The 17942-nt window shown below is 71.5% G+C and carries 15 protein-coding genes, 2 tRNA genes and 1 pseudogene; 12 read left to right on the top strand and 6 right to left on the bottom strand.

The genetic code is table 11. The features are described 5' to 3' along the window. Positions 1–99: 99 nt before the first annotated feature. A complete protein-coding gene (locus ACZ7BZ_RS07580; protein ID WP_470357579.1) occupies positions 100–1515 on the bottom strand; it encodes an amino acid permease in 1416 nt (471 codons plus the stop codon). A 266-nt stretch (positions 1516–1781) separates the two neighbouring features. On the opposite strand from ACZ7BZ_RS07580, the gene ACZ7BZ_RS07585 reads away from it, so the two are divergent. From ACZ7BZ_RS07585 to ACZ7BZ_RS07600, 4 genes are all read left to right on the top strand, one after another. Beyond that, entirely contained in the window at positions 1782–2381 is a 600-nt protein-coding gene (locus tag ACZ7BZ_RS07585) for a biotin transporter BioY (protein WP_470357580.1), read from the top strand. A 55-nt stretch (positions 2382–2436) separates the two neighbouring features. Next, the gene (locus ACZ7BZ_RS07590; protein ID WP_380461382.1) at positions 2437–2922 is read left to right on the top strand and encodes a ribose-5-phosphate isomerase; all 486 of its coding nucleotides are present in this window, start codon (positions 2437–2439) and stop codon (positions 2920–2922) included. A 319-nt stretch (positions 2923–3241) separates the two neighbouring features. Then, complete coding sequence (locus ACZ7BZ_RS07595; RefSeq protein ID WP_380463675.1) at positions 3242–4468, top strand: PP2C family protein-serine/threonine phosphatase; 1227 nt, start codon at positions 3242–3244, stop codon at positions 4466–4468. Positions 4469–4943: 475 nt separating this feature from the next. Next, entirely contained in the window at positions 4944–5141 is a 198-nt protein-coding gene (locus tag ACZ7BZ_RS07600) for a hypothetical protein (RefSeq protein ID WP_188304780.1), read from the top strand. A gap of 64 nt (positions 5142–5205) precedes the next feature. Here the strand turns inward: ACZ7BZ_RS07600 and ACZ7BZ_RS07605 are convergent, their stop codons facing one another. Then, a complete protein-coding gene (locus tag ACZ7BZ_RS07605; RefSeq protein ID WP_380463677.1) occupies positions 5206–5997 on the bottom strand; it encodes a DUF6348 family protein in 792 nt (263 codons plus the stop codon). Positions 5998–6186: 189 nt separating this feature from the next. Here ACZ7BZ_RS07605 and ACZ7BZ_RS07610 point away from each other — a divergent pair, with 189 nt between their 5' ends. Next, positions 6187–6744: a DUF6197 family protein gene (locus ACZ7BZ_RS07610; RefSeq protein WP_470357581.1), complete on the top strand. Its 558-nt coding sequence runs from the start codon at positions 6187–6189 to the stop codon at positions 6742–6744. Positions 6745–6812: 68 nt separating this feature from the next. Here ACZ7BZ_RS07610 and ACZ7BZ_RS07615 read toward each other — a convergent pair. After that, positions 6813–6883: transfer RNA gene (locus ACZ7BZ_RS07615), tRNA-Gly, on the bottom strand. Between the two features lie 158 nt (positions 6884–7041). On the opposite strand from ACZ7BZ_RS07615, the gene ACZ7BZ_RS07620 reads away from it, so the two are divergent. From ACZ7BZ_RS07620 to clpX, 5 genes are all read left to right on the top strand, one after another. Further along, positions 7042–7115 (top strand) — tRNA-Pro (locus ACZ7BZ_RS07620). A gap of 294 nt (positions 7116–7409) precedes the next feature. Further along, entirely contained in the window at positions 7410–8798 is a 1389-nt protein-coding gene (gene tig, locus ACZ7BZ_RS07625) for a trigger factor (RefSeq protein WP_380463681.1), read from the top strand. Between the two features lie 269 nt (positions 8799–9067). Continuing rightward, positions 9068–9685 (top strand): ATP-dependent Clp protease proteolytic subunit, encoded by a 618-nt coding sequence (locus tag ACZ7BZ_RS07630; protein WP_046386806.1) that lies wholly within the window; start codon positions 9068–9070, stop codon positions 9683–9685. A 56-nt stretch (positions 9686–9741) separates the two neighbouring features. Continuing rightward, positions 9742–10404: an ATP-dependent Clp protease proteolytic subunit gene (locus ACZ7BZ_RS07635; protein WP_329931164.1), complete on the top strand. Its 663-nt coding sequence runs from the start codon at positions 9742–9744 to the stop codon at positions 10402–10404. A gap of 247 nt (positions 10405–10651) precedes the next feature. Then, positions 10652–11941, top strand: coding sequence for an ATP-dependent Clp protease ATP-binding subunit ClpX (gene clpX, locus ACZ7BZ_RS07640; RefSeq protein WP_063347569.1), 1290 nt, complete (start codon positions 10652–10654; stop codon positions 11939–11941). 83 nt (positions 11942–12024) lie between these two features. Here the strand turns inward: clpX and ACZ7BZ_RS07645 are convergent, their stop codons facing one another. After that, entirely contained in the window at positions 12025–12807 is a 783-nt protein-coding gene (locus ACZ7BZ_RS07645; RefSeq protein WP_470357582.1) for a hypothetical protein, read from the bottom strand. 91 nt (positions 12808–12898) lie between these two features. Beyond that, on the bottom strand, positions 12899–13741 hold the full coding sequence (locus ACZ7BZ_RS07650) for a hypothetical protein (RefSeq protein WP_470357583.1): 843 nt from the start codon (positions 13739–13741) through the stop codon (positions 12899–12901). 191 nt (positions 13742–13932) lie between these two features. Here ACZ7BZ_RS07650 and ACZ7BZ_RS07655 point away from each other — a divergent pair, with 191 nt between their 5' ends. After that, positions 13933–16572 (top strand): valine--tRNA ligase, encoded by a 2640-nt coding sequence (locus ACZ7BZ_RS07655; RefSeq protein ID WP_470357584.1) that lies wholly within the window; start codon positions 13933–13935, stop codon positions 16570–16572. A 313-nt stretch (positions 16573–16885) separates the two neighbouring features. After that, on the top strand, positions 16886–17410 hold the full coding sequence (locus tag ACZ7BZ_RS07660) for a hypothetical protein (RefSeq protein ID WP_470357585.1): 525 nt from the start codon (positions 16886–16888) through the stop codon (positions 17408–17410). A 236-nt stretch (positions 17411–17646) separates the two neighbouring features. Here the strand turns inward: ACZ7BZ_RS07660 and ACZ7BZ_RS07665 are convergent. Further along, positions 17647–17835: pseudogene (locus tag ACZ7BZ_RS07665) on the bottom strand (glycosyltransferase family 2 protein); the annotation flags it as partial. Positions 17836–17942: the final 107 nt, after the last annotated feature.

A 17942-nucleotide genomic window follows, 5' to 3' on the forward strand; every position in this document is an offset into this window, starting at 1 on the left:
ACCGAGGTACCGGGCCCTTCCGCATGCCGTTCGTTGCCCTTGTTGTGCCGCGTTGTGCCGCGTTGTGCCGCGCTGTGCCGTGCCTGGCCGTTGCCGGGCCTAGCGGGCGGCGGCCGCTTCCCGGCGCTGCTTGAGCAGTCCGGCCCCGATCAGCAGCGCGACCAGCACCCCGGCCGCGTACAGCTGCTGACGGTTGCCCTCGGTGGTGGTCATCAGGGCGAGGATGCCGGCCACGGCGGCCATCGCGACCCAGGTCAGGTACGGGTAGCCCCACATCTTCACGGTGAGCAGCTCGGGCGCCTCGCGCTCCAGCCGACGGCGCATCCGCAGCTGGACGATGCAGATGAACAGCCAGACCACCAGGATCGCGACGCCGGTGGTGTTCATCAGCCAGGTGAACACGGTCTCCGGCCAGAACTTGGCGGCCAGCACGGCGCCGAAGCCGAACAGGCAGGAGGCCAGCACGGCCCGGCGCGGCACCCCGCCGGACACCTTGGCCAGCGCCTTGGGGCCCTGGCCGCGGCCGACCAGCGAGTACGCCATCCGGGAGGCGCCGTAGATGTTGGCGTTCATCGCGGACAGCAGCGCGATCAGCACCACCGCCTCCATGATCGTCCCGGCCGCGGGCACCCCGAGGTGGCGCAGCACCGTGACGTACGGGCCGTCGGCGACGACCGCCGGGTCCTTCCAGGAGACCAGGGTGACGACCAGGGCCATCGAGCCGATGTAGAAGATCGCGATCCGCCACACCGCCGTGCGCACCGCGTTGGCGACGTTCTTCTTGGGGTCGTCGGACTCGGCGGCCGCGATGGTCACCGTCTCCAGGCCGCCGTAGGCGAAGACCGAGGCGAGCAGGCCGACGATCAGTCCGCTGACGCCGGTGGGCAGGAAGCCGCCCTGGCCGGTGAGGTTGGCGGCGCCGGGGGCGCCGGGGCCGATCACGCCGGCGATGCCGAGCCCGCCGAGGACCAGGAAGGCGATGATCGCGGCGACCTTGATGGTGGCGAACCAGAACTCGAACTCGCCGAAGTTCTTCACCGCGGTCAGGTTGCTGACGCAGAAGAAGAGCATGAACAGGGCGACCCAGACCCAGGAGGAGACCCCGGGTATCCAGCCGTTGACGATCTTCCCGGCCGCGGTGGCCTCGGCGGCGACGCCGCAGCAGAGCATCACCCAGTACATCCAGCCGGCCGTGATCCCGGCCCAGGGGCCGATCTCCTTCTCGGCGTGCACCGAGAAGGAACCGGAGGCCGGACGGGCGGCGGACATCTCGCCCAGCATCCGCATGATCAGCATGACCAGCAGGCCGGACAGGGTGAAGGCGAGGATGATCGCCGGCCCGGCGGCCGCGATGCCGGCGCCGGAGCCCACGAACAGGCCCGCGCCGATGACGCCGCCGAGGGCGATCATCGACAGATGGCGCTGCTTCAGCCCGTGGCTGAGCTGCTGGCCACCGGACGGCGGGGGAGTGGCGTCGGTGGTCCCGGGCGCCGAGGGCGCGGGGGTGGGGGCCATAGGGGTGGTTCCAGACTGTGCGGAATGCGGCATGAGTTGTCCAATATCCGGGGACCCTGCTGTCCATGCCAAGGAAGTCCGCCGCGGGCCCACCATGCGGACCGGGTGGTGACGTTACGTGGCGGTAGATTGACGGAACGTCCCACTGGGGCGGTTCCGACAATCCCGGAGGGCGGGGCTTTGTCCGAAACCGTGGCGGTGACGCAGTGGATCACCGCGTAGGTTCACAGGTGTTCACTCACCTGGACCTTCACGGAGGAGTCCCGATGGCCACTGCCACCACCCCGATAGCGCGCCGCGCCGTCCTCGCCGACCTGCTGCCCACCGCCTCCACCCGCCTCGGCGCCCAGGTCCGCGACCTGGCCCTGGTGGTCGGCGGCGCCGCGCTGACCGGTGTGGCCGCCCAGCTGTCGGTGAACGTCCCCGGCTCGCCGGTGCCGGTCACCGGCCAGACCTTCGCCGCCCTGCTGGTCGGCACCGCGCTCGGCGCCCGGCGCGGCGTGGCCTCGCTCGCGCTCTACCTGCTGGCCGGCATGGCGGGCCTGCCCTGGTTCGCCGAGGGCACCTCGGGCTGGGCCATGCCCTCCTTCGGCTATGTGCTCGGCTTCGTCCTCGCCGCCGCCCTGACCGGCGCGCTGGCCCGCCGCGGCGCCGACCGCACCCCGCTGAACACGGCCGTCACCATGGTCCTGGGCAGCCTCGCCATCTACGCCGTCGGCGTGCCGTACCTGGCCCTGAGCCTGCACGTGTCGCTGGCCCGCGCCGCCGAGCTGGGCCTCTACCCGTACCTGGTCGGCGACGCGCTCAAGGCCGCCTTCGCGGCCGGCGCCCTGCCGCTCGCCTGGAAGCTGCTCGGCCGCCGCTGAGCCTCCGGCCCCCCGTTGTCGGGCCCGGGCGCCCGCGCATGCCACACTCATGGGCATGCGCGTGTACCTGGGCTCCGACCATGCCGGATACGAACTGAAGAACCACCTGGTGGAGTGGCTGAAGGGGGCCGGCCACGAGCCGGTCGACTGCGGGCCGCACATCTACGACGCCGAGGACGACTACCCGCCGTTCTGCCTGCGCGCCGCCGAGCGCACCGCCGCCGACCAGGACGCCCTGGGCATCGTGATCGGCGGCTCGGGCAACGGTGAGGCGATCGCCGCCAACAAGGTCAAGGGCGTCCGTGCGGCGCTGGCGTGGAGCGTGCAGACCGCCGAGCTCGGCCGTCAGCACAACAACGCCAACGTGATCTCCATCGGCGGCCGGATGCACACCGCCGAGGAGGCCACCGAGTTCGTCGAGGTCTTCCTCAAGACCCCGTACAGCGGCGAGGCCCGGCACACCCGCCGGATCGAGATGCTGAGCGAGTACGAGACCACCGGCGAGCTCCCGCCGATCCCGGCGCATCACCCGCAGGGCTGATCACCCCCCACCCGCCACCGACGGCCGGCCGCACCCTCCGTGCGGCCGGTCGTCGTCGTCCGCCCCCAACCCGTACGCCCCCGCCGCGGGGCCGCGGGCCTGTGGGATCGGCCACAGGCCCCCGGCCCGGCCGCGCCCCCGTACGCGGGGCGCACGCGCCGCCCGCGGGCTCCGTACGCCCAACCGGCGCACGCCTCCTGACGGCACGCCCGCCACCGGCCCGATCGTCCGAAACCCGCTGAACGGCCCGCGCGCCGCCGGCGCCGCCCGCCCCCGGGCCGTCGACGCCGAGCCGTACCCGTGGATAGGGTCGGTCCCCATGGCTGGCAGACCGCCGGGCGCACCGCCCCAGACGACTGCGACGAGGCCCGGCGCCGCCCAGGCGTCCGAGCCCGTGACGGCCCGGCTGCGCAAGAGGCTCCGCCGGGTCCGCCGAAGGCTGCGCACGGCCGGTGTCGACTACTTCCGCGGCGGTGCCGCCGACTGGCCGGTGCTCTGCGCGCTGGCCCTGCTCGTCCCGCTGATGATCCTGCTCAACATCTGGATCCCGGACTGGGCCCCGCCCACCGCCCTGGTCCTGCCGATCCTGGCCGGCGCCCTGCTGCTGCGCCCCGGCAGCCTGGTGGTGCTGTACGCGCTGGCCGCCCTCGGGCTGTCCGCCGAGTCCGTGATCCACACCGGCCAGCGGGTCGCCAGCGAGAACCCGGAGGCCTACGTCTACGGCGTGACCCCGGGTGCGGCCCTGGTGGTCGGCGCCGCCGGGGTGGGCGGCCTGCTGCTGGCCCAGTTCCGGGCCCGGGTCGGCGTCCCCTGGTGGGGCGGCTCCACCATGCTGTTCGACCTGCGCGAGCGGCTGCGGGTGCAGAGCCGGGTGCCCGAGCTGCCGGCCGGCTGGCACGCGGACATGGCGCTGCGCCCGGCCGGCGGCCAGTCCTTCTCCGGCGACTTCGTGGTGGCCGCCCGCACCGGCCCCGGCCAGCGGCTGCTGGAGGTGGTCCTCGCGGACGTCTCCGGCAAGGGCATGGACGCGGGCTCCCGGGCGCTGCTGCTGTCCGGAGCCTTCGGCGGCCTGGTCGGCTCGCTGCCCGCGCACGACTTCCTGCCCGCGGCCAACGGCTACCTGCTGCGCCAGTCCTGGGAGGAGGGCTTCGCCACCGCTGTCCACCTGGTGCTGGACCTGGACAGCGGCGAGTACGAACTGCTCTCGGCCGGGCACCTGCCCGGGATGCAGCGGCTGGCCGGCGAGGGGCGCTGGGAGGTCAAGGAGGCCGAGGGCCCGTTGCTCGGGATCTACGACGGAGCCAAGTTCGACGGCGTGCGCGGCCGGCTCAACCGCGGCGACGTGCTGATGCTGTGCACCGACGGCATGGTCGAGGCGCCCGGCCGGGACCTCGCCGAGGGCATGGACCGGCTGATGGGGGAGGCCGACCGGCTGGTCCCCGGCGGCGCCCCGGGCAGTGGCGCGGGAGCGGCGGGCTCGCTGATCGAGACGGTGGCCCGGGACATCAACGACGACCGCGCCGTGCTGCTGCTCTGGCGGGACTGAGGACCGCCGCCGGTCGGCACATGCCTCCGGCACTCCTGTCAAGCCTGGCAGCTGATCTTCGGCCATATCGGACCCCCCGTCGGCTGACCGGACCTGCCGCTTCCGCTCCCTGCTCCCGGGCGCTTCCCGGCCGCTCAGCACCGCCCCGCCGACGATTCGTCAGAACGGCTCGGCTATCGTCCCGGTCGGCGGAAACTCGTCTCGCATCGCAGGATCTGGGCGTTGGGCTGACTGTCAGACCTTTACGCAATCGGCACGGTCGACCACACTGAGTCCGGGCGGGACTGTTCAGGATTCGGGGGATGGGGGGCGACACGTGCGGCACAGCAGACAGTGGTCCGGCGCGGGCCCCCTCGCCGGCGGTGCGCCGGACGGTCCGCGATTCCGCCTCGGGACCGTCGGACAGGCCGGGGTCCGGCTTCGCAGGTGCCGCCGGGCGGCGGCGCCACGCTATGAAACGAGGAAGTGAGTCCGGGTGGCACTCTCCGTCTCCGCGCTGGTCCTGTTCGCGATCCTGTGCATCATCTTCATCCGGAACAAGCAGCTGAAGATCCCGCACGCGATCGTCGCCGCCCTGTTCGGTTTCATGCTGCACGAGACCACGATGGCGACCTCCATCAACTCCCTGCTGGCCAACCTGGCGCACAGCATCTCCAGCATCACCGGCGGCTGACCGGCCGGGCCGACGGGCGCCCTCTCGCGCCCTTCGGTTCGGGGTGCGAGCGGGCGAGTCGCTGCTACCGGCCGGCCCGCCGGGCTTCCCGCCAGCGGGCGAACAGACCCCGGGGGCGCGCCGCCACCGGGGCCGGGGCACGCACCGGCGCGGGTGCCGCGGCACCCGCCGGCGCGGCCGTGACCGGTGCTGCCCGTTCCGCCGTCAGCAGAACGAACAGCCGCGCCCAGCACAGCCGTTCGCCGCGCGGCCAGTCCAGCGCGCGCAGCGCCGCGGATGCCGCCTCCGACACCTCGCCGCCCACCCGGACCTCGGCGACGTCGTCGCCGGCCTTCCCGCCCAGGAAGAGCTTCACCCCGACCGGGCCCGGCCCGGCCAGCTCCTGACGCAGCGCCGGCGCCAGCGCCGACAGCACCCGGTGCTCGGCGAGCCAGGCCGCCAGGTGTTCGTTGCCGAAGCCGAACACCGCCGCCGGCCCCTGCACGGCCCGCCAGCCCGGGAGTTCGGGCAGGTCCGGACGGTCGGCGTGGATCCCCCGGCCGTCCGCCAGCTCGACCAGCACCGAGGCGGTGGTGGTCGCCCACATCTTCACCGCGTTCGCGAGCTTCTCCTCCTCGGTCTTGCCGAGGCCGGCCGCGCAGTCCCACACCACCGGTGCGTCCGCTCTGCCCAGCTGCAGCACGAAGCCGAGGTCCACGTGCCCGGCGCCGTCGTCCCCGGGGTGCTCGCGCACCGCCACGGCCGTGGTGCCGGGGCCGCGCACCACCTCGCCGTCCGGATGGAACTCCTGGCCCAGCCGCGCCATCTCCAGGACCACACAGCGCTGTATGACGGCCAGTCGCTCCTGCGGACGCACCGGGACTCCTCCACCTAGGGAGCGCGGCGCGTCGGGTCGCGCTCGAACTGCGCTCGAACGCCGCCGAGGCTATCGGCCCGACCGCCGTGCGGGAAACCGTGCGGACGCCCCGGTCCTGCGGTCGCGGAAATGTCCTGAATGCCCCACTTTGGGGAGCGACCCTGAAGGCCGCCCGCCCGGAGACGCCGCATGCCCCGCACCGACCTGACCCCACCGCCGCGCCAGCTCCTGCTCCCCGGGCTGCCGGCCGGCCCGGACGGCTCCGGCCTGGTCGCCGAGATCGAGGCCTACCTCGCCTCGCTGCCCGCGCCCGCGCGCACCCCAGGGCCGTACGTCTGCCGGTACGGCAGCACCCTGCGCCCCTGGCAGGCCGGCCACCCTGAGCCCCGGGCCACCCTGCTCGACCGGGCGCTGCGCCGCCCGGCGCGGCCCGTCCCGGTCACCGCCGCCGACCACCTGCGGCTGGCCTCGCGCTACATCGGCGCCCACGGCTGGCTGCAGGGCGCGATGTGGGACGGGGCCGGCCGGGTCTGCCTGCTCGGGGCCCAGGCCGCCGTCCTGGCGTACGGCTACGGCACCCCGGCGACCGTGCGCACCGGCCGGGTCCAGCTGATGGAGGTGCTGCACGCCACCGGCCGCCCGGCGCGCTCCCCGGACGAGTTCAACGACCGCCCCACCACCCGGGAGGGCGACGTCCACCAGCTGCTCGACCGGGCCGCCGCCCGGGCCGCAAGGTTGGGCCTCTGAAGCGCCGTACCGGGCGCGGGAACGCCGACGGCCCCGGTGCGCTGGGCGCACCGGGGCCGGGCCGGAAGAGCGGGTGACGAGAATCGAACTCGCGTGACTAGTTTGGAAGACTAGGGCTCTACCATTGAGCTACACCCGCGCGAAGCCGCCGACCGTTGCCGGTCGGAAGTTCGGGAGACAGCGTACCTGGTCCGGTCCCTCCCGTGCACACCGCATTCCCCGCGCACCCCTTCCGCCGTGCCCCGAATAAGTCGACGAGCCGTACAGGCCCGGCGTGTACGCTTCCTCTCGGCACCACGGGGTGTGGCGCAGTTTGGTAGCGCGTCCGCTTTGGGAGCGGAAGGCCGTCGGTTCGAATCCGGTCACCCCGACAGTGCGGCAGGGTCTCGCCCACCGGGGCGGGGCCCTGTTCTGTTGGGCGGTACGGTGGCGCCTGGCGTCCGCCTTTCGTGGTACCGGTAGGATGGGGCGCTGGCGGTAGTCCCTGTGGCGTCAACCCAGGTCAACCGCACGAGGGCGAGGAGTCAAGCTCACCGTCCACCCACACGGGAGATGCAGCTCCAACCGCCCATCGCCCGTCTCGTCCGACCCACCCGTACCGGCTCCGGCCGGGCGTGCGGGCCGGGCGGAGACAACCTGACCGCAAGCCCCTAGGAGACCTAACCGTGAAGAGCGCCGTCGAGACTCTGAACCCGACCCGGGTTCGACTCACCGTCGAGGTGCCCTTCGAGGAGCTCAAGCCCAGCCTCGACGCGGCGTACAAGAAGATCAACCAGCAGGTCACGGTTCCGGGCTTCCGCAAGGGCAAGATCCCGGCTCGCGTCATCGACCAGCGTTTCGGCCGCGGTGCCGTGCTGGAGGAGGCCGTCAACGACGCCCTGCCGCGCTTCTACACGCAGGCCGTCGACGAGGGCAAGATCGAGGTCCTCGGCCAGCCCGACATCACCAACATCGAGGGTGTCGAGAAGATCGCCGACGGCGGTGACCTGAAGTTCACCGCCGAGGTGGACATCCGTCCGGAGATCACCCTGCCGGAGTTCTCCTCCATCGAGGTGACCGTCGACCCGATCGCCGTCTCCGACGAGGACATCGAGAAGTCGCTGGAGCAGCTGCGCGAGCGCTTCTCGTCGGTCAAGGACGTCGAGCGCGCCGCCGCCGAGGGCGACATCGTGGTCGTCGACCTGATCGCCAAGGTCGACGGCGAGGTGCCGGAGGACGGCACCGCCAGCGGTGTCAGCTACGAGATCGGCTCGGGCCGCCTCATCGACGGCATCGACGAGGCCGTGCTCGGCCTGTCGGCCGGCGAGGAGAAGACCTTCGAGACCGAGCTCAAGGGCGGCACCCAGGCCGGCCAGACCTCCGAGGTCACCGTCACCGTCACGGCCGTCCAGGAGAAGGAGCTGCCGGAGCTGGACGACGAGTTCGCCCAGCTGGCCAGCGAGTTCGACACCCTGGAGGACCTGCGTGCCGACTCCCGCAAGCGCCTGGAGCGCATGAAGGAGTACGACCAGGCCACCCAGGCCCAGGAGAAGGTCCTCGACGCCCTGCTCGCGCTGGTTGAGATCGAGTACCCCGAGAAGCTCCTGAAGGACGAGATCGAGACCCGCAAGCACAACCTCGAGCACCACCAGCTCGAGCCGATGGGTCTGAACATCGAGACCTACCTGGAGACCCAGGGCAAGACCCGCGAGGAGTGGGAGGCGGAGATCGAGGAGCAGGCGAAGAAGGGCATCAAGACCCAGTTCGTCCTGGACCAGATCGTCGCCAACGAGGAGCTGGGGGTCAACCAGGAGGAGCTCACCGAGCACCTCATCCGCCGTGCCGCCGGCTCGGGCCTCACCCCGGACCAGTTCGCCCAGCAGGTCGTCCAGGGCGGCCAGGTTCCGCTGCTGGTCGGCGAGGTCGCCCGCGGCAAGGCGCTGGCCACCGTGGTCGAGGCCGCCAAGGTCGTCGACACCGAGGGCAACGAGATCAACTTCGACGACGAGGACGAGACGGCCGAGACCGTCGAGGCCGCCGCCGACGAGAAGGCCGAGGAGAGCACCGAGGCCTGAGTGCCCCGGTAGCCCCCTGAGGCGCTGCAGCGGGCCCGGACGCCGTACGGTGTCCGGGCCCGCTGTCGTCCCACCGCGGCCCCGCGCGACCCTGCGCTCACAGCGAACAGTTCTGCGTGAGGGATTCTGCGGCCGGGCCTGCGCGTTAGGGTCCTTGGACAGCAACAATCACAACGTGATACCCGGAAGCTGTGCGACACCGTGACGGCCGTCGATCGACCGTCCAAATCGACTGAGCAGGTGGCTAAGTGACGTTCCCGCAGATGCAGATGCCTGGCCCGATGGCGCCGCACGCCGCCGCTGGTGACGTGCTCGGGGGCCTTGGCGACCAGGTCTACAACCGACTGCTCAACGAGCGGATCATCTTCCTCGGCCAGCAGGTCGACGACGACATCGCCAACAAGATCACCGCGCAGCTGCTGCTGCTGGCCGCGGACCCCGAGAAGGACATCTTCCTCTACATCAACTCCCCGGGTGGCTCGATCTCGGCGGGCATGGCGATCTACGACACCATGCAGTACATCAAGAACGACGTCGTCACCATCGCGATGGGCATGGCCGCCTCGATGGGCCAGTTCCTGCTGACCGCCGGCGCCAAGGGCAAGCGCTTCTCGCTGCCGAACGCCAACATCCTGATGCACCAGCCCTCCGCGGGCCTCGGCGGCTCGGCCACCGACATCCGCATCCAGGCCGAGCAGCTGCTCCGCACCAAGAAGCGGATGTCCGAACTGATCGCCTTCCACAGCGGCCAGTCCTTCGAGCAGATCACCCGGGACTCCGACCGCGACCGCTGGTTCACCCCGGAGGAGGCCCTGGAGTACGGCCTCATCGACGCGATCATGCACAGCGCCGCGGACGTCCCCGGCGGCGGCGGCACGGGCGCCTGAGCCTCGGCCCGGCCCACGAGACCACAGCCACAACGCCCCGGAGGACAAGAACCCCCATGAACATCCCCAGCCTGTCGGCCGCCCAGGCCCGCGTCGAGGACATGCGCGCCGAGGGCCGCTACATCGTCCCGCGGTTCGTCGAGCGCACCACGCAGGGCATCCGCGAGTACGACCCGTACGCCAAGCTGTTCGAGGAGCGCATCATCTTCCTCGGCTCGCAGGTCGACGACGTGTCGGCGAACGACATCATGGCGCAGCTGCTGTGCCTGGAGTCGATGGACCCGGACCGCGAGATCCAGATGTACATCAACTCGCCCGGCGGCTCGTTCACCGCCCTGACGGCCATCTACGACACCATGCAGTACGTCAAGCCGGACATCACCACGGTCTGCATGGGCCAGGCGGCCTCCGCCGCGGCCGTGCTGCTCGCCGCCGGCACCCCCGGCAAGCGGATGGCGCTGCCGAACGCCCGCATCCTGATCCACCAGCCGTACACCGAGACCGGCCGCGGCCAGGTGTCCGACCTGGAGATCCAGGCCAAGGAGATCTTCCGGATGCGCGAGCAGCTGGAGCAGATGCTCTCCAAGCACTCCAACAAGTCGGTGGAGCAGGTGCGCGAGGACATTGAGCGCGACAAGATCCTGACCGCCGAGGAGGCCGCCGAGTACGGCCTGGTCGACCAGATCATCTCCACCCGCAAGACCTCGCTGACCTCCTGAGGACGGCACCGTCGGGGCGGGGCGCGCACCCGGTTGCGCGCCCCGCCCCGGCCCGTCGGCGGGCGCTGTCACGGCATCTGTTCGGTATCAATTCGCCCAGGGCGTAGGGCAGACCCGGCGAAGAGGACGGAATCACGGGCCCGGCAGAGTACCGTCGGATAGCGAGACCGAGCGCCGTCGGCGCGGACGGTCCACAGCACCAGGCCCCGGAACCCCTGCGGGGCCCCTGGCGAAGGGGAAGCACCTCGTGGCACGCATCGGAGACGGTGGCGACCTGCTCAAGTGCTCGTTCTGCGGCAAGTCGCAGAAGCAGGTGAAGAAGCTGATCGCCGGCCCAGGCGTGTACATCTGCGACGAGTGCATCGACCTGTGCAACGAGATCATCGAGGAGGAACTCGCCGAGACCTCCGAGGTCCGTTTCGAGGAGCTCCCGAAGCCGCGCGAGATCTACGAGTTCCTGGACCAGTACGTGGTCGGCCAGGACCTCGCCAAGAAGGCGCTGTCGGTCGCGGTCTACAACCACTACAAGCGGGTCCAGGCGGGTGAGGCCGGCCGTAGCGGCGGCAACGGCCGCGAGGACGCGATCGAGCTGGCCAAGTCGAACATCTTGCTGCTGGGCCCCACCGGCTCCGGCAAGACCCTGCTGGCGCAGACCCTGGCCCGGATGCTGAACGTCCCCTTCGCGATCGCGGACGCCACCGCGCTGACCGAGGCCGGCTACGTCGGCGAGGACGTCGAGAACATCCTGCTCAAGCTGATCCAGGCGGCCGACTACGACGTCAAGAAGGCCGAGACCGGGATCATCTACATCGACGAGATCGACAAGGTCGCGCGCAAGAGCGAGAACCCGTCGATCACCCGCGACGTCTCCGGCGAGGGCGTGCAGCAGGCGCTGCTGAAGATCCTGGAGGGCACCACCGCCTCGGTGCCGCCGCAGGGCGGGCGCAAGCACCCGCACCAGGAGTTCATCCAGATCGACACCACCAACGTGCTGTTCATCGTCGGTGGCGCGTTCGCCGGCCTGGAGCGGATCATCGAGGGCCGCGCGGGTGCCAAGGGCATCGGCTTCGGCGCCAACATCCGCTCCAAGCGCGAGTCGGACGCCAGCGACCACTTCCGCCAGGTGATGCCCGAGGACCTGGTGAAGTTCGGCATGATCCCCGAGTTCATCGGCCGGCTGCCGGTGATCACCAGCGTGCACAACCTCGACCGCGAGGCGCTGCTGCAGATCCTCACCGAGCCGAAGAACGCGCTGGTGAAGCAGTACCGCAAGCTGTTCGAACTGGACGGCGTGGAGCTGGAGTTCTCCCGGGACGCGCTGGAGGCGATCGCCGACCAGGCGATCCTGCGCGGCACCGGCGCGCGTGGTCTGCGGGCCATCATGGAGGAGGTGCTGATGTCCGTGATGTACGAGGTCCCCTCGCGTCAGGACGTCGCCCGCGTGGTGGTCACCGGGGACGTCGTCTCCAAGCACGCCATCCCGACCCTCGTCCCGCGCGACATGATCAAGCGCGAGCGCCGCGAGAAGAGCGCCTGACCCGACGGCCGTACCAGACGTACGGAAGGGGCCCCGCACCGATCCGGTGCGGGGCCCCTTCCGTGTCCGTGGGCCGGGTGGGGCTACTTGGCCACCTCGGCGACCGCGCGCAGGTCGCGGGTGTCGGAGGCGAGCTTGTCCAGGTCGGGCTGGCTGCTGCCGTCGTCGCCGGGCATCCGCATCACGATGACCAGGCTGCTGTTGTCGGCCCAGGCGCACAGGCCGACCTTGCTGTCGCTCTCGGTCATCACGCCGCACTCCATGGTGCCGCCCTTGGGGCCCGCGTCCACCGCGTGGCGGTCGGTGACCGTGGCGCCGCCCTTGCCGCCGACCCCGTTGAAGGCCTGGTCCAGCTCCTGCTTGGGCAGCAGGACCTTGCCGTAGGCCCCGGCGACGAGTATCTGCGGCTCCGACTGGGCGTTCTGGTACATGCCGGCCACGCCGGTCGGCTTCCAGTTGCCGTCACCCTGACCGAGGCTGTCGGTCATCGCCTTCTCCATGGCGGAGGTGACCTCGCTGTCGTCGTTGCGGCTGAGGTCCTGGAAGGTGGCCGGCAGGACGATCTTCTGGGTGCCCGCGTTGCTGGTCGCGCTCCAGACGAAGTAGGCCAGCGTGCCGCCGCCCAGCAGGATCACGGCGGCGACGGTCCCGAGCACGATCCACAGCGTCCGGCGCGACTTGCGCGGCGGCGGCACCGGCGCGTACCCGCCGTAGCCCGGGTAGCCCCCGGCCTCCGGACCGCCGGGCGCGGGGTAGCCGGGCGGCGGGGCCTGCGGGGGGACGCCGCCGTAGCCGGGGGCGGCCGGCGGCGGCGTCGCCGGGTACCCGGGCTGTGCCGGGGGCCCGTACGGGTTCTGATCGGACATGCGAGGCCCTTTCTGGGACGTCACGCGTGGATGCCGCCGGATGCTCCGGCGGTGTGGTGGTGCTGCAGGAGGCCCCGGGCGCGCGCCCGGACTACTTGGCGACCTTCATGGCGTCGCGGATGGCCCGGGTCTTCTCCGCTGCCTGGTCCGGGGTGACGCCCTGGGTGCTGTCGCCGCCGGTGGTGCTCAGGCTGAGGTGGGTGAAGGTGACCCGGCCGAAGGTGGACTTGTCGGCCCACACGCAGACCGTCGGGCCGGGCTTGCCGGCGATGACGCTGGCCACACCGCAGCTGAGCTTGCCCGAGGAGGCGTGGCTGTCCTTCGCGGGGTAGTCGGTCATCGGCGTGGTCCAGGTGAGGCCGCCGCTGTCCTTCTTGCTGTCCGAGATGATCTGGTCCGGGTCGTTGATGGACCCGTAGATGCCGATGACCGACAGCGAGTCCATGTTCTTGACGTCGGCGCCCTTGCTGTAGCTGGCCACCAGCGCGTGCAGGTCCTTGCCGAGCTTGGCGACGTCGGGCTTGCTCATGTCGGCGGCCTCCTCCTTCGCCGACTTCTGGACGTAGCCGTCCAGCAGCGTCTGCGGGGCGGAGAGCTTGTACTGACCGCCCGCGTCGCCGCCGAGGAACTTCCAGGCGGCGAACCCGCCGCCGCCGAGCACCAGGGCGCCGATGACCAGGCCGATCACCAGCCCGCCCTTGCCCTTCTGCGGCGCGGCCGGGTAGCCGGGCTGGCCGTACGGGCCCTGCGGCGGCACGCCGTACTGGGGCTGCGGGCTGCCGTAGGGCTGCTGCTGGGGCGGGTAGCCGTACTGGGGCTGCGGTGCGCCGTACGGCTGCTGCGGCGGGGGTCCGCCGTAGGGCGGCTGGCCCCCGTAGGGCTGTCCCTGCGGATACGGCTGACCCTGCGGATACTGCTGTCCCTGGCCGTACATCTGTCCCTCGTGCTCCCCCGCCGCACCTGCGGCCGATCTGCGTTTGGCTGGCTCCGTACACGTCCGGTCACCCGGACGAGTGCCCGGGCACGCTATCGCACGCCGCCCGTCGCGGGAGCGTTCGGACGGGCCGAGTCCGCGGACCGAAAGCGGTTCGTGACCAGCGCCCCCGGTTACGTAAACTGTGCGTCGTGACCGACACGACGAACCAGCGCCCCGTGAGCACCTTTGCCGGGGACGATGCGGCAACCCTCCCGACGACCTACACCCCCGCGGACGTAGAGGGCGAGCTGTACGAGCGCTGGGTGGAGCGTGGGTACTTCACCGCGGACGCGAAGAGCGACAAGCCCGCGTACACGATCGTCATCCCCCCGCCGAACGTCACCGGCGTCCTGCACCTGGGCCACGCCTTCCAGCACACGCTGATGGACGCGCTGACCCGCCGCAAGCGCATGCAGGGCTTCGAGACGCTCTGGCTGCCCGGCATGGACCACGCCGGCATCGCGACCCAGAACAAGGTCGAGCAGCAGCTCGCCGAGGCCGGCCTCTCCCGTCACGACCTGGGCCGCGAGGCCTTCGTCGAGAAGGTCTGGGAGTGGAAGAAGAGCTACGGCGGCCGCATCCTCGGCCAGATGCGCCGCCTCGGCGACGGCGTGGACTGGTCGCGCGAGCGCTTCACCATGGACGAGGGCCTGTCCCAGTCCGTCCAGACCATCTTCAAGCGGCTGTTCGACGACGGCCTGATCTACCGCGCCGAGCGCATCATCAACTGGTGCCCGCGCTGCCTCACCGCGCTGTCCGACATCGAGGTGGAGCACGAGGAGACCCCGGGCGAGCTGGTCTCGATCCGCTACGGCGACGGCGAGGACTCGATCGTCGTGGCCACCACCCGGGCCGAGACGATGCTGGGCGACACCGCTGTGGCCGTCCACCCGGAGGACGAGCGCTACAAGCACCTGGTCGGCCGGACCATCAAGCTGCCGCTGACCGACCGGGAGATCCCGGTCGTCGCGGACGAGCACGTCGACCCGGAGTTCGGCACCGGCGCCGTCAAGGTGACGCCCGCGCACGACCCCAACGACTTCGCCATCGGCCAGCGCCACGGCCTGCCGAACCTGACCGTGATGGACGAGCGCGGCACGATCACCGTGCACGGCCCCTTCCTCGGCCTGGACCGGATGGAGGCCCGGTCGGCCGTCGTCGGCGCGCTGCGCGAGCAGGGCCGGATCGTCGCCGAGAAGCGCCCGTACATGCACGCCGTCGGCCACTGCTCGCGCTGCCACACGGTGGTCGAGCCGCGGCTGTCGCTGCAGTGGTGGGTCAAGGTCGAGCCGCTGGCCAAGGCCGCCGGCGACGCCGTCCGCGACGGCAAGGTGGAGATCCACCCGAAGGAGCTGGAGCGCCGCTACTTCGACTGGGTCGACAACATGTACGACTGGTGCATCTCGCGCCAGCTCTGGTGGGGCCACCGGATCCCGGTCTGGTACGGCCCCGAGGGCGAGGTCGTCTGCGTCGGACCGGACGAGCAGCCGCCGACCGGCGAGGGCTGGGTCCAGGACCCGGACGTCCTGGACACCTGGTTCTCCTCCGGCCTGTGGCCGTTCTCCACCCTCGGCTGGCCGGAGAAGACCGCCGACCTGGAGAAGTTCTATCCGACCGACGTCCTGGTCACGGGCCACGACATCATCTTCTTCTGGGTCGCCCGGATGATGATGTTCGGCCTGTACGCGATGGACGGCGAGGCGCCGTTCAAGACCGTCGCGCTGACCGGCCTGGTGCGCGACGAGTTCGGCAAGAAGATGTCGAAGTCCTCCGGCACCGCCGTGGACCCGCTGGACTGGATGGACGCCTACGGCGCCGACGCCGTCCGCTTCACCCTGGCCGGCGGCGCCAACCCGGGCGCCGACGTGCCGATCGGCGAGGACTGGGTCAAGGGCTCGCGCAACTTCTGCAACAAGATCTGGAACGCCACCCGCTTCGCGCTGATGAACGGCGCCACCGTCGAGGGCCCGCTGCCCGCGCCGGAGGCGCTGACCGCGGTCGACCGCTGGATCCTGTCGCGGCTGAACGCCACCGTGGCCAAGGTGGACGCGCTGTACGACGACTACGAGTTCGCCAAGGTCTCGGACACGCTGTACCACTTCGCCTGGGACGAGGTCTTCGACTGGTACGTCGAGCTCTCCAAGACCACCCTGGCCAAGGGCGGCCCACAGGCCGACGCCTCGCGCCGGGTGCTGGGCGAGGTGCTGGACGTCACCCTGCGGCTGCTGCACCCGATCGTCCCGTTCGTCACCGAGGCGCTCTGGACGGCGCTCACGGGCGGCGAGTCGCTGGTCGTGATCGAGTGGCCGAAGGACAGCGGCTACCGCGACGCGGCGGCCGAGTCGGAGATCGCCACGCTGCAGCAGGTGGTCACCGAGGTCCGCCGGTTCCGTTCGGACCAGGGCCTGCAGCCCGCGCAGCGCGTCCCGGCCCGGCTGGAGCTGGCCGGCACCGTGCTGGCCGTCCACGAGGACGCCATCCGCTCGCTGCTGCGGCTGACCCTCCCGGACGACGGCTTCGCGGCCACCGCCTCGCTGCCGGTGGCCGGTGCCACCGTCGCGCTGGACCTCTCCGGCACCATCGACGTCGCGGCGGAGCGCAAGCGCCTCGCCAAGGACCTCGCGGCGGCCGAGAAGGAGAAGGCCCAGACCACCGCCAAGCTCGGCAACGAGGCCTTCCTGGCCAAGGCGCCGGACGAGGTGGTCGCCAAGATCCGGGGCCGCCAGGAGGCCGCCGAGGCCGACATCGCCCGGATCACCGCCCAGCTCGCGGCGCTGCCGCAGGGCTGAACCCGGATCGCCCCCCGAGGGGCCGCACCCCGCGACGCGCGGAGTGCGGCCCCTCGGGGTTTTCCGGCCCGCCGGTTCCTTCGACCCCTTCGGCTAATACGGCAGCCGCTACGCCTAATAGAGCAGCAACATTGCTCCCTTCCGGCGAATATTCATCCTGGACCGGGTGAGGTCTTATTCCGAGCGAATTGATTCCGGTCTTGCCCGCGCGCGTTCGCGGAAGTTTCCAGGTCGGATGTGTACGGTGTGCACGGAGTTTCCGAAGGTGTTTCTGCTGAGCGTTCCTGCTGAGCGACAGACGGGAGGGCATGGCGTGGTGGTGACCGAGGAGTTGGCCCAGGAACTGCCTGCCGAGGCGGTCGAGGAGGCCAAGGCCAGGGCGGCGACGCTGCTGCTCGCCTTCCGGCACGGGAACCAGCTCGCGTTCGACCACGAGCTGGACCTGCTGTTCGCGGAGAACGCCGAGCGGGAGGTGACCACCCTGCTCGCCTGGATCGCCGCCGAGGCCGTCCGCAAGGCCTACGCCGCCGAGGTCGGCGACCGGGTGCTGCGGGCGATGGCCCGGCGGGCCCCGGAGGACACCGCGGCGGTCGAGGTGGACGAGGAGACCGCGAACGCGGCCCAGCTGATCGAGGCGGTCGCGGACGGCCGGGTGGCCGAGGTCCGCGGCCTGGTCGCCGCGACGGCGGACACCACCTACCTGCTCGGGGGTCTGCTGCAGGGCATGGCGATGATGCTGCCGCTGCTGCCCGAGGGCGAACTGGCCGAGATCACCGCCGAGTTGCGTCGGCGGCACGGTGGCGCCGTGCACGTCCCGGAGGCCCGGGCCGGGGTCTGACGCCTCCGCCCAGGGTCCCGGTGGACCAGCGACGGCATGGCGCGCAGGTGCCTGGGCGGCCGTCGCGAGGGCGCTGCCGCCGACGGGCCGGGCGGTCGCGTCGGCCAGTGCGGCGGTCGGCGCGGCGATCCGGGCCGAGGCGCGGCCGTCGCCGTACGGGCTCGGGGTGGCGGCGCGCAGGTCGGCGACGTTGTCCTCGGTGGCGGCGCAGAGCAGGTCGGAGACGTGGTCGACCATCACCCGGTTGTGTTCCTCGGGCAGCGCAGGCACTGCATGTCGCCCTGGGCCCAGCGGGTGCGCCGGGTGAGGAAGCGGCGCAGCGAGATCAGGCCTTCCTGGGAGACCTGGGTCTCGGTGACGTGGGTGAGCCGCCGGCCGGCCAGCCGCAGGTCGAGGCCGGACTCGTAGTCCTCCAGCAGGGCGCGCTCGGGCCAGGGGCGGGCCGGCCCGGCCCTCCTCGGCGGTGAGGGTGTTGAGGACGGTCAGCCGGTCGCGCTTGAAGGCGCGATGGAAGCTCCTTGTGATCGAAGGC

The sequence above is a fragment of the Kitasatospora sp. NPDC036934 genome, assembly GCF_055608425.1.